The sequence below is a fragment of the Bifidobacterium margollesii genome, assembly GCF_002860355.1.
Taxonomy (GTDB): Bacteria; Actinomycetota; Actinomycetes; order Actinomycetales; family Bifidobacteriaceae; genus Galliscardovia; species Galliscardovia margollesii.
The window spans coordinates 33,088-50,060 of sequence record NZ_NMWU01000015.1; the positions used below are offsets into that span (position 1 = coordinate 33,088).

Consider the following 16,973-nt stretch of genomic DNA (forward strand, 5'->3'; position numbering starts at 1 on the left):
TTATGTCGAAGTCTCCCTCCAACCAGCGCCATGACGGCGAGCAGCAGTCCCATCATCTCGATCGTCTGCGGGGGTTGGTGAGTGGACTCGCCGCTCGATTCGGCAGACCGAAGAAGCCATCGGACTCCATACGGACGTCCGATGGTCCCGCGAACGATCCCGGCACCCGCAGCGCGTTCGGTGACGCCCTGCACGTCGCCGCGGACGGCGATCTGGGCGTCGTCGAGGCGTTGACCCGCAATGCCCGGCCTCTCGGCCCGCTGACCAAACGCCATATCCTCGACGCCATGCCCGACGTTCCCGAAGGACTCGCCGTCGGCTGGGCGCAGTTCCCCGAAACCCGGGGCAAGGGCTTCACACTCGGCGTATTCCCCGACCGTAGACACTGCGCTCCGCTGGCGTTCGTGGACGACAAGGGCCGCGTATTCGCCGGCGAGGACGTCAACCCCGACGTTCAGGATCTGGAACCGGTGTTCCTCTTCGCCAAGGAGGAGGAGATCCTGGTGATGAAGAGTCGTCTTGAAGGCCGCAGGGACGGCGGTGCGGAGGACGGCTACGAACACGCCCTGCAAGGCGGCATCGTCGGCCGGGACGACAACGGCGAGATGATGTGGCTGGCCTCATGGCTCAAATCCGACAACCGCTACACGCTGGAACAGCTTCGGCCCGAACTGCCAGTGGGGCTTAGAGCCGGACTCGAATACCGTGACGCGATCGCCTCCGCGTTCTTCGCCGCCTACCTGCTGCCGCGGTTCAACGGCGTGCTCATCGGATTCGGCTCAGGCAACATCTTCCGTCGACTGCGCGGGGAGGCGCCGATCGGGGCGATCCGCCGCAGCGTCAAGGACACGATGCGCGCACGGGCCCACGGGCTGCGGGCCTCCGGGCTCGAAGACCACTTCGCCGACCTGATGAACGAGGCCGGCGCCCTCGACAAAACCGAAGGACTGGAAGCCGTTCACGGCGCCGAGCCGCTCAAACTGTTCACCTCGCCGTTCTCCGGCGGATACTTCTTCGGCTGGGACTCCTCGCTTGAATTCCGCCCGGCGCTCACCGCACTGCGCATCGAAGGCAACCTCAACCGTTTCGCCGACGTCAGCCTATGGCTGGAACGCAACGGCAGGATCGGCGCGAACCCCACCGAAGACAACGTGACCCACGCGCAGGCGGCTCAGCTCGATCGCGCCCTGCTGCTCAACCCGGCGCTCACCGCCCTGAAGCTGGAGGAGACACCCGGCAAGAGCTTCGATCCGGTGCATGACGACGGCACTCCGGCGCTCACCGCCATGGTGAACGTGGCCCGGCAGGCCGCGCAGCGCATCGCACAGGAGCATCCGGACCCGCTGAACGCCAGGAGCGACGGTTCCGCCGAATCGTCGGACTATGAGGGAGGCTCGGAATGGGTGTATCGGCAGACGCTCTCATCGCTGGTACGACGGCTTCGCCTGCCATACCGGTTCGACGCCGAATTCCGTTCGAATCTTGCCGATGGCAACGTGGCGATAGGCTTCACCACGGCGGGAACCTCGATGATGCCGTCCACGCGATACGACGAACGGGAACGAACCTGGGTGGAGCTTTCCGACGCCGAACGCGCCTCGATGAGCACCGACTACAATCTGCGCGTCGGTCTGATGATGGCGGCGCTCGCCTTCGGAGTGGACGACCATGTGCGCAAGGTGTCGCTGCACGTCGACTCCATCGGGCTCGAAGAGGCCGTGGACGAGCAGGATTCCGCGATTTCGCAGGCGATGGGTGAGGCGCTCAGCGCATTCGAACGCATCCGCACCGGCCGTGATCTCGGCGCAGGCGGAGGCAAGGCCGGCCCGAAGGACGGCGACGTGCACGGCAATCCCGCCGCGTTGACCGCCGGTCATGTGGAAGCGGGAGGCGCTACGGAAACCGCGGGTTCCGCGGAAGCGGTCGGATCGGTTGATCCGGATGCGACGGACACCGACGGAATCATGCGGGACCAGTCCGGCGACCGGTCAGCCGATCGGGCTGCCGGAGACCATGCCTCCGCTGATCAGAAAGACATGGATGAAACGTTCCGTGAACTGATGAAAGGCGTCGATTTCGATGAGATGATGTTCGCTGATCCCGCGGCGGCCAACACCTCACCGGAATTCTCCGACGCGGACGATGGCCTTGGCCCCGACGACGCGGATGATTCCGGGATGGCCGATATGGATGGCATGGCCGATATGGACTCCGATGATCAGGATGATCCCCTCGCCGCGCTACGCAGGAATCCCACCGTACGCAATCTCGTCACCGTCACCTTCGAACGGGACCGCTTCCTCGACATGATCCGCACCTGCGGACTGAATCGGCCCCAGCATATGTATCGTGCGTTCAACGCGGTGATGGATGTGGACGGCAACGGCGGGTTTAAGCCGATCACCGCCGATTTCGACATCCGTGACCACGCCTACTCGCCGCGCGGTTCCCAGGAGGAGCCCGAACTGAGCGGACAGCGGTTCCCGACGCGGGTCGCCCGGGTGCTGGGCGCCCGCGACGCTCTGGATCTCGCCATCCAACGCGCCGACGTGCTGCAGCGTGCCCTGAACGATTTCCATGGTCTCGCCGCCGACGAACGGGTGTCGTCGGTCGAACGGGCCGAACATGCCATGGACATCATCCGTCGCATCGGAGATCCCGAGCTTTCCTCGATCTCCTCGCAGGTCACCAGCGCACTGATCGACGGCAGGGATACGCCGGACACGACCTTCGTGCTCGGCGATCATCTCGACGAGCAGCGGCTCAAGGCAAGGGACATGCTGTTCTCCGGTCAGCCGGCCAAGGCTATATCCATGGCCGAAACGGCGGTGAGCGACATGGATCGCATGTTCTCCGGTGTGGATGGCGTGCCCCGATACTTCAACTCCTACGCGGAACGGGTGGTGTACAACCGGCTGTTCGCCACGCCGGACGAACGTACGGTGCTGGTTCCCGACAACCTCTTCTACGCGCATATGGAACTGGCCGACGTGCTTGCTCAGCTGGACGGCGCGAAGGCCGCATTGCCGCATCTCAACTCGATGGTGGCCTATGCGCCGGCGTATCCGCTTTCCCACCTGAAGATGGCCATCGCATTGGCCCGTACCGGTGATTGGGAATCCGCCCGCGCGGCATGCCTCAACGCGCTGCGGGTGGCGCTGGACAGGGACGACGCCGCGTTCGCCTACTATCGTCTGGCCTATTCGGCGTGGATGCGCGACGAGTTCGCAGTGGCCGCCGCCGCATACATCATGAGCGATCAGATCAGCTCGGGTGGCATGGGGCAGGTGGAGTCCGAGCTGGCCGAGCTGATGGCCCGCGCCCGTTCGCAGTGCATCGCCATACCGCAGACCGTGGAGGAGGCGAGGGCCGTATTGCTCGACCAGGATCTGCCGGTGTGGCCGAACACGGAGGTCGCGGGGATCGTGAAGGACGCGGCCCGAGTCTGCGTCGACAACGCGCTGTTCGTGCCGGCCCGCACACTGTCGATGGCCGCGGCGCGCATGAAGGGCGATGCGGATGGGCTGGACGCCATTCAGATCCAGTTCCTGCGCTCCCTCAACGCGTAGCATCCCGATGGTGCCTCTACAATGGCCATGGTGAGCGACCGTGGCCGAGGACGAGAAACCAGACGGCGGGAAACCGGACGATGGGAAATCGGACGGCGGGAAATCGGACGATGGGAAATCGGACGATGGGAAATCGGACGAACCTGACATCCGTGAGCCCGAACACGCAGTTCGGGGGCTGACTCGGACGATCGTATGGCCGTAGGCGCTCAGACGAATAGGCAAGCAGGCATATCGACATACAAATATCGACATACAAGGGAGAGAGCATTCATGGCATCGCAGTCACCGGACAACGAACAGCTCGCCTGGGATCTCGACGGCGACGGCGAGGTGGGCGGCGACGATGCGCTCTCCCGCTTCGAACCCGGCTCCGAAGGGTGGATCGCCGCGCTTGGCTCCACCGACGCCGACGCGATGAGGCTCGACTCGCTCGACGTCACCACGATGAGCACCGAAGCGGCCGCGCGCCTGTGGACCAAAACGGCCGCATGGGTGGAATCCGACCAGATCGCCTACTACATCGACGACGCACCCGTCTCCTCGGATGCCGCCTACGATGCGCGACTGCGCTGCCTGCAGCGATTGGAGGCGGCATTCCCAAGCCTGGACACCCCGCAGTCTCCCACCCATCGCGTGGGCGGCACGTTCTCCAACGACTTCGCGTCGGTACGCCACCCCAGCCGCATGATGAGCCTCGACGACGTGTTCTCCATCGAGGAGCTTCGCGGCTGGTACGATTCGGTGATCCGTGATCTCGACTGGCCTGAAGGCAAGCCGCTGCCGATGACCTGCGAGGTGAAGATCGACGGTCTGGCGTTGAATCTGATCTACCGTAACGGCGTGCTCGAACAGGGGCTCACGAGAGGCGACGGCGTGACCGGCGAGGACATCACGCTCAACGCGCGTACGATCTCGAACATTCCGCAGAATCTTGGGGGCGACCCCGCCGACGTGCCCGACATGGTGGAGGTGCGCGGCGAGGTGTTCATGCGCTTCGACGATTTCAAAGCCCTCAATGAACGGGCCGAGGATGAAGGCAAGCCGCCCTTCGCCAATCCCCGCAACGCGGCGGCGGGATCCCTGCGGCAGAAGGACCCTCGCATCACCGCCACCAGGCGGCTCACGTTCTACGCGCACGGCATCGGCACGCTGGACTGGGGCGCCGACCATCCGCGCGGCACCCACGATGCGGTGCGCAACCAGTCCGAAGCGTATGCGCTGTACGCCAAATGGGGGGTACCCGTCTCCCCGCACAATCGCGAGGTCACCTCGTTCAGTGAGATCCTCGACATGATCGACTACTACGGCGAGCACCGGCAGGACATTGAACACGCCCTCGACGGCATCGTGGTGAAGGTCGACGATCTCGGGCTGCAGCGCCGGCTTGGCTCCACGTCCCGCGCCCCCCGATGGGCCATCGCCTACAAGTATCCGCCCGAAGAGGTGAACACCGAGCTGCTCGACATCACCGTGCAGGTGGGACGCACCGGCCGCGTGACCCCGGTCGCAGTGCTCAAACCCGTGTACGTGGCCGGTTCCACCGTGGCCCGCACCACGCTGCATAATCCGTTCGAGGTCAAGCGCAAGGGGGTGCTGATCGGCGATACCGTGATCGTGCGCAAGGCCGGCGATGTGATCCCTGAACTCGTTGGCCCTGTGCTGGAACGGCGCAAGGGTCGCGAAGGCGAGCTGCACGAATTCGTCATGCCCGAGCACTGTCCGAGCTGCGGTGCGGAGCTGGCCCCCGCCAAGGAGGGCGACAAGGACATCCGCTGTCCGAATGTGGAAAGCTGCCCGGCCCAGCTTTCCGAACGCATCATCAACCTCGCCTCCCGCAAGGCGTTCGACATCGAGCATCTGGGCGATCAGAGCGCCATCGCCCTGACGAATCCCGAAGCCGACAGGCCCGATTCGGTGGACACCTACGCGCCGACCCTGCGAGAGATTCTCGTCGGACCGGGCGAGGAGCCGGAGCCTTACGAGCCATTGGCCGGACTTCGCCTGCCCGAACCACAAAGCCCGACGCTCACCAGCGAGGCCGGACTGTTCGATCTTGATCTGGGGAAGCTGCGCGACGTGTGGGTGTGGCGTGAAGTGCCGATCATCGAAATCCGCGAAACCATCGGATCCAACGGCAAGCCGAAAAAGACCCGCAAGCGGCGTGGAGGCTCCGGCCTGTGGTATCGCACCGAAGCGTTCTGGACGGCTCCGACGGCCGCACGACGCAAGACCGCGAAGCAAATCGAGGCCGAACGGGCCGAGATCGAGCGGGCCGAAGCCGAGCAGGACGGAGACGCCACTGCTGCCATGACTCCGGCGAATCGGTATCCCGACTACGTGGTGCCCGACGACGCGGTGGTGATCCGCACCGAACGGAAGACCACCCGCAAAGGGGTGGTCTCCGAACAGCCGGTGTATGTGCGTCCGGGGGAGAACACCCGCAAGATGCTCGACGAAATCGACAAGGCCCGTTCCGCGGACCTGTGGCGGGTTCTTGTGGCACTGTCGATCAGACGGCTCGGACCTCCCACCGCGCGCCTGATCGCCTCGCAGTTCGGCTCGCTGGAGGCCATCGAGCGGGCGAGCGTGGATGATCTGCTGGAAATCGACGGCATCGGCCCGGAAATCGCCGAATCGGTGGTTCGCTGGTTCGAGGCCGCCCGGGATCCCGATGATTGGCGTGGACGCACCTTGGCCGCATGGCGTGCGGCGGGTGTCGGCGATCATGTGGAGCGCAACGACGATCCGCAGACGCTGACCGGTATGACCGTGGTGGTCACCGGCTCCCTCGACGATTTCAGCCGCGATGGCGCCAAGCAGGCGATCATCGGGCACGGCGGCAAGGCCGCGGGATCGGTGAGCAAAAAAACCACCTACGTGGTGGTCGGTGCGAACGCCGGATCCAAGGCCGCCAAGGCCGAATCGCTCGGCGTCCCCATGATTGACGAGGCTGCGTTCAAGCGGCTGCTCGCCACCGGCTCCCCGGATGCGACTGACTCCTCAGCGGGCTCCGCGGCCGGCGACTCCGACGACGCCTCCGGCGCCTCCGTCACCGGCGCCTCCGCCTCCGACGCTATGGATTCCTCCACAAGCTCTGCGGAATAACGTCTGGCACGTTCAGGGCGATTAACGATAGGGTGGAGACTATGTCTGCAACGAATCGCGTGGGAATGACCGATGTCATCGAAAGAAACGTCCGTACTCGACTCAGCCGGGTCATCGATCCCGAGCTGGGCAAGTCCATCACCGATCTGGGCATGATCACCGGCATCGAAGCGGTGCCGCGCGACGTCATCGACTCCGGCAGCTCCGTGGTGGATGTGACGATCAAGGTCGAGCTCACCGTCGAAGGATGCCCGCTCACCCAGACCATCATCGACAAGATCAACGAGGCCGTCACCTCGTATCCGGCCGCCACGCTCGTGCCGCATATCGACGTGGCCTCGATGAGCCAGGAGAAGCTCACCGGACTGGTCAACGATCTCAAGGCCCAGCGCAAGGAGAACCCGTTCACCAAACCCGGCTCCAAAACGCGCATCTTCGCCATCGCATCCGGCAAGGGCGGCGTCGGCAAATCGTCGGTCACCGCGAACCTCGCCGCCACGTTCGCCGCGCTCGGCTACGACACCGCGGCCATCGACGCCGACATCTACGGCTTCTCGCTGCCCACCCTGTTCGGCGTGCACTCCCATCCCACCAATCTCAACGGTATGCTGATGCCCGTCAGCGCGTGGGGTGTGAAGCTCATCTCCATCGGCATGTTCGCCGGAGCGGATCGGGCGATCCTGTGGCGCGGCCCGAGGCTCCAGCGTTCGCTGGAACAGTTCCTCTCCGACGTATGGTGGGGGGAGCCCGATGTGCTCCTGCTCGACCTGGCACCCGGCACCGGCGACATGGCGATCTCCGTGGCCCAGGCGCTGCCGAACGCCGAACTCGTGGTCGTCACCACCCCGCAGCCCAGCGCCTCCGATGTGGCGGTGCGCGCCGGGCTCGTGGCCCTGCAGGTGCCGATGAAGGTGCGCGGCGTGATCGAGAACATGAGCTACTACGAACACAACGGCGAACGGCTGCGCATCTTCGGCGAGGGTGGTGGCCGGCGGGTCTCCGAGCAGCTCACCCGTGACCTGCATCATGACGTGCCGCTGCTCGGCAGTCTGCCGCTCGAGCCCGAAGTGCGCATCGACGGCGAGGCCGGTCGTCCCACGGTGCTTGCCCCCGACGGCACGTTGGCCGACACGTCTCTCGCCGCCCGGTTCCGCGCCATCGCCGAACAGCTGATGGCCTAGAGGCCGGCCTAACGGCGTTCCGCTCCGATTTTCAAGGTCGACGTCGGTGCGCCGACCGGCCGCGACACGCGCTTCTGTTGTATATGCAACTGTTGTATGTGAGTCGTATTAACATCGGCTGTTGCATGTTGCATATACGGCGATCGGCGTATGCCGGAGCCGTCGACATACCATGACACGGGTCGGAAGAACGGGGGTGCAGGCAGGCGCATGGACAAACGCATTCTCAGCTTCGAGCTGCGGGCGCTATGCAAATCCATCGATCGGTATCTCGGCGAAAGCATGCCGAAATCGGCGGCCGACGCCACGGGCGGCAACGCGCATATCATCATGTTCCTCGCCAGGAACCGGCAGCGGGATATCTACCAGCACAGCATCGAGCAGAAATTCTGCATCACGCGCTCCACGGCGTCGAGGGTGCTCACGCTGATGGAGAAGAAAGGGCTGATCATACGAGAATCGGTGCCGCATGACGCCCGGCTGAAGAAAATCGTGCTGACGGCCAAGGCCGACTCCATCGTCGCCGATCTCAAGGCGAACGGCGACGATATGGAACGACGGCTGATCGCCGGATTCTCCGAGAACGAGGAGGCCGCCCTCTACGACTACGTGCGTCGGCTGCGCGAGAACATCGCCGTCATGAGCGCCGAATACGAGCGGGAATGCCGCACGAACGATACGAAGAACAAGAAGGGAGACGACGAGTGACGACATCCACATCCGCCGACGCCAAGCGGCGGAACGCGAAATCAGACAAGCCGAAGCACCTGCTCCGCACATTGGGCGCTTCCATGCGCGAATACAAAAAGGAAAGCCTGCTGGCCCCGGCCTTCGTGACCATCGAAAGCATCCTGGAGATCCTGATCCCCACCATCATGGCCGCGCTCATCGATCAGGGCATCACCGGCGGCAACATGAACGCGATCGTGAAGTTCGGTCTGATCCTGCTGCTCTGCTCCGCGGTGTCACTCAGCTGCGGATTCCTCGCGGGACGGTTCGCCGCCGTGGCCGCGGCTGGATTCGCCAAGAACCTGCGTCACGACCAGTTCGAACAGGTGCAGCGCTTCAGCTTCACCAACATCGACCGGTTCTCCACCGGCTCGATCATCACCCGACTCACCACCGACGTGACGAACGTGCAGGTCGCCTTCATGATGATGGTTCGCATGGGCGTGCGAGCGCCGATCATGGTGGTGGTCGCCTGGTTCTTCTCGTTCCGCATCAGCCCGTCGATCTCCATGGTGTTCCTCGCCTGCGTGCCGATCCTCGCCATCGGCCTGTGCGGTCTCGCCGTGCTCGTCCACCCGGTGTTCGAGCGGGTCTTCCACACGTATGATGAACTCAACAACGTGGTGGACGAGAACCTGCAGGGCGTGCGAGTGGTCAAGTCGTTCAACCGGGAAGGCTACGAGGTCTCCAAGTTCGACGGGATCTCCCGGCGCATCTTCAAGGACTTCATCAAGGCCGAACGCATCATGAGCTTCAACATGCCGTTGATGATGCTGTGCGTCTACGGCTCGATGATCCTCATCTCGTGGATGGGCGCCGACCAGATCGTCGCCTCCGGCAACAACCCCGCCGTGGGCCTGACCACCGGCGATCTCACCGCACTGGTCACCTACGCCATGCAGATCCTCATGGCCATGATGATGCTTTCCATGATGTTCGTGATGGTCATCATCTCCCAGGCCTCCGCCGAACGCATCACCCGTGTGCTGCAGGAGAAGAGCACCGTCGTCGACCCGCGGAACCCGGTGCGCAGCGTGGCCGACGGGTCCATCGAATTCGACGACGTGACCTTCCGCTATTCGCAGGATTCGGAAAAGCCGGTGCTGGACCACATCGACCTCGACATCCCCTCCGGCGCCACCATCGGCATCGTCGGCGGCACCGGTTCGGCGAAATCCTCGCTCGTGCAGCTGATACCCCGCCTCTACGACGTTTCCGAAGGATCGCTCAAGGTGGGCGGCGTGGACGTACGCGACTACGACCTCGAACTGCTGCGCGACCAAGTGGCCATGGTGCTGCAGAAGAACGTGCTGTTCAGCGGCACCATCGCCGAGAACCTGCGATGGGGCAACCCCGAAGCCACCGACGAGGACCTGCGCCACGCCTGCCGGCTCGCCCAGGCCGACGGATTCATCCGGGAGTTCCCCGACGGATACGACACGATGCTCGAACAGGGCGGTACCAACGTTTCCGGCGGCCAGCGTCAGCGCCTGTGCATCGCCCGCGCACTGCTGAAGAAGCCGAAGATCCTGATCCTCGACGACTCGACCAGCGCCGTCGACACGAAAACCGACCGATCCATCCGCGCCGCGTTCCGCGACGAGATCCCCGACACCACGAAGATCATCATCGCCCAGCGCGTGGCCTCCGTGCAGGAGTCCGACATGATCCTCGTGATGGACGAAGGCCGCATCATGGCCCGCGGCACGCATGACGAACTGCTCGAAACCTGCGACGAATACCGGTCCATCTACGAATCGCAGACCAGAAGCAAGGAATCCCGAACCGAAAACCAGTCTCCGAACGCCGAAGGAGGTGCCCGATAATGGCAGACAACACCGCCGCCAATACCGCATCGAAGGAATCGAAGAACACGTTCTCCGGCCGCAAGCCCGGCATCGGCAAACCCGCGCCCGGCACCATCAAGCGACTCTTCGGCTACATCCTGCAGTACCGGTTGCGCATCGTCGTCATCGTGGCCTGCATCCTCATTGGCGCGGCCGCGCAAGCCGGATCCGCGTTGTTCCTCCAGACGCTCATCGACAACTACATCCTGCCGCTCGTCGGCGTCGACAACCCCGACTGGGGCCCGCTCATCCGCGCCATCACGCTGATCGGCTGCCTCTACGTGGCCGGCATCGTCAGCGGCTGGCTGTGGATGTGGCTCGTCGTCACCGTGGAACAGGGCACGCTCAAGAAGATTCGCGACGACATGTTCGCCCACCAGCAGCAGCTGCCGATCCGCTACTTCGACAGCCATGAGCACGGCGACATCATGAGCCGCTACACCAACGACACCGACACGCTGCGCCAGGCCATCAGCCAGTCGTTCCCGCAGATGTTCTCCGCCAGCATCTCCGCCCTCGCCGCGCTGCTGGCCATGCTGTGGCTCTCCGTGCCGTTCACCCTGTTCGTCATCGTGTTCACCGTCGGCCTGCTGTGGGTCGTAAGGAAGGTCGTCGGTCGTTCCGGACGCTTCTTCGTCAAGCAGCAGCAGTGGCTCGGCGATGTGAACGCCTTCGTGGAGGAATCCGTCAACGGCCAGAAGGTCATCAAGGTGTTCAACCACGAAGCCGCCACCCAGAAGACCTTCGACGAGAAGAACGAGGAGCTTTTCGAAGCGGCCGCCGAAGCGAACACCTGGGGCAATGTGACCATGCCGATCGTCGTCAATCTGGGCTACCTGCTCTACATTCTCATGGCGATCGTCGGTGGTATGGTCGCGATCGCCGGGCTGGGCAACTTCGGTCTCGCCGGCGCTGGCCCGCTTACCCTCGGCACGCTGATCTCGCTGCTCACCCTCTCCCGATCCTTCGTCAACCCGATCGGCCAGGTCTCGATGCAGCTCAACATGGTGATGATGGCCATCGCCGGCGCCTCCCGCATCTTCGCCCTGATGGACGAGCCCGTGGAGGAGGACGGCGGCACCGTCACCCTCGTGAACGTGGAGCTCGGCGAGGACGGCCGCACCATGACCGAGGTCGATCACGAAACCGGCTACTGGGCGTGGAAGCGCGAGGATGGCGACGACGGCACCCGGTCGCTCGCCGCCGCACACGCGCTGAGCCCCCGAGCCGCGGAAGTGGCGATGAAGGCCCGCGAATCGGCGATCACCTCGCCGGACGGCCGACTCACCCTACTGCGCGGCGACGTGAGGTTCACCGATGTGACGTTCGGCTACGATCCCGGCAAGCCGGTGCTGCACGACATCACCTGGTTCGCCAAGCCCGGCCAGAAGATCGCGCTCGTCGGCGCCACCGGCGCCGGCAAGACCACCGTGACCAATCTCATCAACCGGTTCTACGACGTGCAGGAAGGTCAGATCCTCTACGATGGCATTTCCGTCAAGGGCATCCACAAGTCGGATCTGCGTCGTTCGCTCGGCGTGGTGCTGCAGGACGTGAACCTGTTCACCGGCACCGTGATGGACAACATTCGCTACGGTCGATTGAACGCCACGGACGAGGAATGCATCGCCGCGGCGAAGCTCACCAATGCGGACGGTTTCATCCGCATGCTACCGCAGGGATACCAGACCGTTCTTGAAGGCGACGGCAGCGGATTGTCACAGGGTCAGCGCCAGCTGATCTCCATCGCTCGAGCCGCCGTGGCCGACCCACCCGCGCTGATCCTCGACGAGGCCACGTCATCCATCGACACCCGCACCGAGGAAGTGGTGCAGGCCGGCATGGACAATCTGATGAAGGGCCGCACCGTGTTCGTGATCGCGCACCGACTCTCCACCGTGCGCAACTCCGACGTGATCATGGTGCTCGACCACGGTCGGATCCTCGAACGCGGCAACCACGACGAGCTCATCGCGCTCAAGGGCGAGTACTACCAGCTGTACACGGGCGCCGTGGAGCTGGACTAGCGGCCGGTTGCCGTATTGTTCCTCGGCGCCTTTCCGCCGGCTGTCGCACGTTGAACGACTTGAGGACTCCAAATCTTCAGGTCGGATGGTGATAGCAAGATGGAAGACGCTTCGCCGCCGTATCGGTTGCCGGGACGACGTCGCCGGAACGACATGGACCGGACCGCCGCAGCGTAACGCGGGATCGGCGGATATGCAATACGGCACGGAATCGACAACAGGGAAGAGGTTTGAAGGTGGTCAAGGAACGACTGGCGCAATGCGTCACGACCCTGCGCAGATACCCCGTGGCGGTGCTCGTCGCGGTGACGGTGATCCTGGCGGGATACGTCGGATTCGCGAACTTCCGGCCGATCAACCTGTACTACAGCGTCACCTTCACCCAGACGCCCGCCGAGAACAGCAACGTCGTCTTCGCCTTCGACGAGAACGAGGATTATGCCGCGTCGTCCCGGCAGACGACCAAGGTGATCCAGTCGCAGGCCACAATCCATCTCGATCCGCTCAACGACGATTCCCGTACCCTGTCGATCACGGTAGACGGCGAGAACGCGCAGGTCGGTGCGTTTGTGGCTCACATCAACGTCCGAACCAAAATCGACCATGCGGTGTACAGCATTCCGGGCGCTCAACTGCAGCGCAGCGTCGTGGATGGCAAAACGGTCTTCTCGCTCACCGAAGCCCAGCTGAACGACGTGATGCGCGCGTCCACAAGACAATCCGAAACCAGACTCTACCTGCTGCTGCTCATCGGCGTGTGCTTCGTCGTCGTTCTCGGCAAGCTCACGCTGTTCAGGAAGCTGCCGAAACGCTACTATGCGGCCGGTTGCCTGATACTCGGCATGATGTACGCCTTCTTCTACCGGCTGTGGTTCGTCAAAGGCGGTATCGGCGCCGGCCGATACCCGTACCGCCGTGCGATCACCATACTCATCGTGCTGCTACTGATCGTCATGGTTGCGAACTATCTCGTCGGCGCGAAAGGCGGCCTGCTGGCCCGCCGAATCATGTCGGGGCTCAACTATCCGATCGTCATCGGCTACGTGATTTACCAGTTCAGGCTCTTCACACAGTATCTGGAAGGCTTCCCCGACGAACAGGCCCACGTCTCCTACATCGTGTTCCTCAAACAGCATGGCGGCGTCATCCCCGATTTCGCCCACATGCGCATCTACCCGTACGTCGGCGACAATGCGATGAACCTGGCCGGGCCCACGCAGTTCAACTATCTGGGCCATCCGCCGCTGTACTACCACATCATGAGTCTGTTCGGCGGTGTGCGGATATCCGGCGATCAGGCCACGTTCAGTCTCGACTGGCTGCGGACGCTGTCGTTCATCATCGGCGTGCTCGGCCTGCTCATGATCTTCTACATCGGGTTCACGCGCATCGCGCCGGTACCGCTGCTGCACCTGCTGTTCGCGCTTATCGTCATCGCGCCGGTCAACATGGTCTACGGTCTCAGCGGCGTCTCCAACGACACGCTGATCCTGCTGACGGTGAGCGTCTACGCCCTCGGTATCATACGGTTCTTCGAACGCCGGTACGACTGGCTTACGTTCCTGCTCATCGCGGTCGGCGTGAGCGCCACCGTGCTCACCAAGCTCACCGGCGGCATGCTGGTCGTCGTCATGAGCGTGCTGGTGGTGGGCTACACGCTGCTGGTGGAGAAGCACCCCGGCAACATTCTGCGCCCGGCGTTCTACGCCTCCACGCCGGTGTATCTGCTGCCGATCGCCTATTTCGCCGGCCTGTACGCCAAATTCCACACGATCCAGCCCGGCTACGCCAACATGGCCTACGCGGAATACGTGAACAGCGCCATGTACACGCCGATCGACAAGCGTGACTCCGGCATGTTCGTCGCCGACGTGGTGCAGACGTTCATCGAAAGATTCCTTGGCACCTGGTATGCCGTCACCGGGCACGTCAATCTGCCCCGGCCCGACATGAAGGCGTACGACATCACCACGATCGGCGTGATTCTGGTATTCCTCGTGCCGCTTACGGTGTTCTTCTTCGCGAAGAGCCGGGCGCAGCGGTACCTGTCGATGGGCGCGGCGTCCGTGCTGGTCGTGCTGCTCTACGAGTTCGTCGGCGTGGCGAAATCCTACTACTTCAACGGTCGGTTCGGCGGGTACAGCAGCCGCTACTTCCTGTGCGCGATCGTGTTCTTCGCCCTAGCGATCATATGGATGCTCACACGATACTTCGTGAAGACGGCCGACGATCGGCTGATCGGTACGGGACTCGCCGGCGAGGAATCGGGCGGTACGGGACCGGTCGGCACGGGGCTGATCGACAGGGGACCGGTCGACAGGGGACCGGTCGACAGGGGACCGGTCGACAAGAAGCCGATCGACGCAGACGTTGCGGACGGTTCGGCCCAAACCTCGCCGGCATCGGATGCGCCGGTGTCCGGGAAGTCTGGAACCGGAGCGAAATCGTCGGATACGACGGTTTCCGGCAAGCATGTCCGCCAGACATCCCGCCAGACATCTTCGGAAGCCTCACCGGCGCGGTATGCGTCCCTGACCCGACTGGGCACCTTCGTGGTGCTCGGGCTGATCGTGCTGATGTTCATGGACGGCTTCATCTACTCGTTCCTCTACCAGGCCGATCAGATCCCCCAGCTGATGGTGGTGGGACAGTAGGTTATCCTCGATCGGGAGTCCTCGATATCATTGCTTTTCCGCGGACGATGCGGGCTCTTCGGTTGCTGCGATATGTGGCAGGGGGGATTCCCGTGTCGAGATTTCCATGGGGATTTTTCGGCGCTCCAAGACCGATCAGCAATCCGATGCAGAGCAGCGGCATGATCAGGCCGGTGATGTAGAAGAATGTGGTATTGGGATTCTCTAGATACTGCGCGTACCAGTAGGCGAAAAACGTGTAGACAAATGCGTAGCTGAACAAGCACAGGGACAGAGCCAGATACTTCCACTGATGGAGGGCTCGGCGTCGTATGCCATCGTGAATCGCTCCAATGAATATCACTGCGAATGCGAGGACCATCGCCGCATTGACGAGCCGGTACATGCGGACTATGTTGCGGGCCACTAATCGGGCATCATCCGCGGAGAACCAAGGGATGACCTGCGGATTGGGATTCTGCAGATCGATGTTGAGCTGCTGCAACCCGATCCAGCTTTTCGGATTGTTATAGTCGACGTCATCGTTCTCTCCGATGGAAACGCGATACTGGGAGGTCAACGTAAGTGCATTGACATAGTATCTGATGCTCGGTGCGACAAGACCGGTTATTTCCTCGGGTGTCCGCGGGACTAAGGACTTCGTCAATGAAATCTTATGCGTCCGGGGAAGAGCTCCTGAAGCGAATGCGGCATCGATCTCGGTATTGGCCTGACGGAACAGATCCTGCACCTGCCTCTCATCATCCATGCCGATGGTTGCGTTGAGGGCCGCCAGCATCTGCCATGAAATATAGTCCCCGGTCAGCGGACGTTCATGGATGTTGGGAAATGCGAAGTCATTATGTTCGACGAAGTGCTGTATCTGAGGGTATTGCCGAAGCGTCGGTGACGCCGCGAACGCCCGGTCGATCGAATCGACGGGTGTCCATATCTTTTGATTCTGATTAGGGGAGTCGATCTGGTAGATGCGGCTGATAAAGCCTGCGACCTCTCCTGTTGTTCGCGTGTTGAGCAGGTAGACGCCGAAACGTTGGTAATTGGCGAATTTGATGGTCTGTATGCCGGCGAATGAAACGATCAGTGGAACAATACACAGCAGTATGGTCGTCGCTTTCGTCAACCACGGTGCCTTCATCCGAATGGATTCAATGACCTTGATTCCGATGATCACGACAAACATGGGAATCAGCCATATCGAATCCTCCTTGAGATCGTAGACCAGCGAGAATACGAGACCGATGACGGCGAAGAAGATTATCAGGGCGATGCCTTGTAGCAGGTTGCGTCGCCGACCGTCCGGAGAAAAGTCCGCGGCAGTGGTGAAACGATACGTGGGGCGTTGCGAAAACCAAGGTCCGAATGCAGTGAGATAAAGTATCAGCAATGCGAGAAGAATGAACATGAAGGGAGCGAATACCGAATTGCGGTATACGCGGGTCCCGGACCAGAATTCGAAAGCGAGGGGATTCCACAGCACGTAAAGGTACGAGAATATGGTCAGCCATCGTGTTCGGAAGAAACGATGCATGGCCAGTGCGGTGAGGGCCGCGGCGCAAAGCCACAGCATGAAGTACATGACGTCGACATTGATTCCGGTTGCGTGGATGATTCGTATCCAGAAGCTGAACCCTTGATTCTTGGCGAGTTTGTAATGACTTGTGGAGTGTTCGTACCAGGGGAGGGAGTAGCTCATCAATAGCCAGTCGTCGGCAAGCTGGCTGTAGGGGAACCACATGTGTAGGGTCAACGACATGGCAAGACGACCGATGGTGGCGATTCCGAGGAACATCATGATGATGGCGGAGCGAATCTGACGATGATCTTCTACGGAATGTCGGAACATGGTTCGAAGCATTGA

The 16,973-nt window shown here is 62.5% G+C and carries 8 protein-coding genes; 7 read left to right on the forward strand and 1 reads right to left on the reverse strand.

Going from position 1 to position 16,973, the window contains the following annotated elements:
• The first annotated feature begins 2 nt into the window (after window positions 1-2).
• From Uis1B_RS04795 to Uis1B_RS04825, 7 genes are all read left to right on the forward strand, one after another.
• Window positions 3-3,569, forward strand: coding sequence for a tetratricopeptide repeat protein (locus Uis1B_RS04795; RefSeq protein ID WP_423734862.1), 3,567 nt, complete (start codon window positions 3-5; stop codon window positions 3,567-3,569).
• 273 nt (window positions 3,570-3,842) lie between these two features.
• Window positions 3,843-6,677: an NAD-dependent DNA ligase LigA gene (gene ligA, locus Uis1B_RS04800; RefSeq protein WP_101616098.1), complete on the forward strand. Its 2,835-nt coding sequence runs from the start codon at window positions 3,843-3,845 to the stop codon at window positions 6,675-6,677.
• A gap of 65 nt (window positions 6,678-6,742) precedes the next feature.
• A complete protein-coding gene (locus Uis1B_RS04805) occupies window positions 6,743-7,858 on the forward strand; it encodes an Mrp/NBP35 family ATP-binding protein (protein ID WP_101616100.1) in 1,116 nt (371 codons plus the stop codon).
• 210 nt (window positions 7,859-8,068) lie between these two features.
• A complete protein-coding gene (locus Uis1B_RS04810; RefSeq protein ID WP_101616102.1) occupies window positions 8,069-8,566 on the forward strand; it encodes a MarR family winged helix-turn-helix transcriptional regulator in 498 nt (165 codons plus the stop codon).
• A gap of 83 nt (window positions 8,567-8,649) precedes the next feature.
• Window positions 8,650-10,413: an ABC transporter ATP-binding protein gene (locus Uis1B_RS04815; RefSeq protein ID WP_423734863.1), complete on the forward strand. Its 1,764-nt coding sequence runs from the start codon at window positions 8,650-8,652 to the stop codon at window positions 10,411-10,413.
• On the forward strand, window positions 10,413-12,461 hold the full coding sequence (locus Uis1B_RS04820) for an ABC transporter ATP-binding protein (RefSeq protein WP_101616105.1): 2,049 nt from the start codon (window positions 10,413-10,415) through the stop codon (window positions 12,459-12,461). The genes Uis1B_RS04815 and Uis1B_RS04820 overlap by 1 nt, the downstream gene beginning before the upstream one ends.
• Before the next feature lie 230 nt (window positions 12,462-12,691).
• Entirely contained in the window at window positions 12,692-15,115 is a 2,424-nt protein-coding gene (locus tag Uis1B_RS04825; RefSeq protein ID WP_101616107.1) for a hypothetical protein, read from the forward strand.
• 1 nt (window position 15,116) lies between these two features.
• Here the strand turns inward: Uis1B_RS04825 and Uis1B_RS04830 are convergent, their stop codons facing one another.
• Window positions 15,117-16,970: a hypothetical protein gene (locus Uis1B_RS04830; protein WP_101616111.1), complete on the reverse strand. Its 1,854-nt coding sequence runs from the start codon at window positions 16,968-16,970 to the stop codon at window positions 15,117-15,119.
• Between the last annotated feature and the right edge of the window lie 3 nt (window positions 16,971-16,973).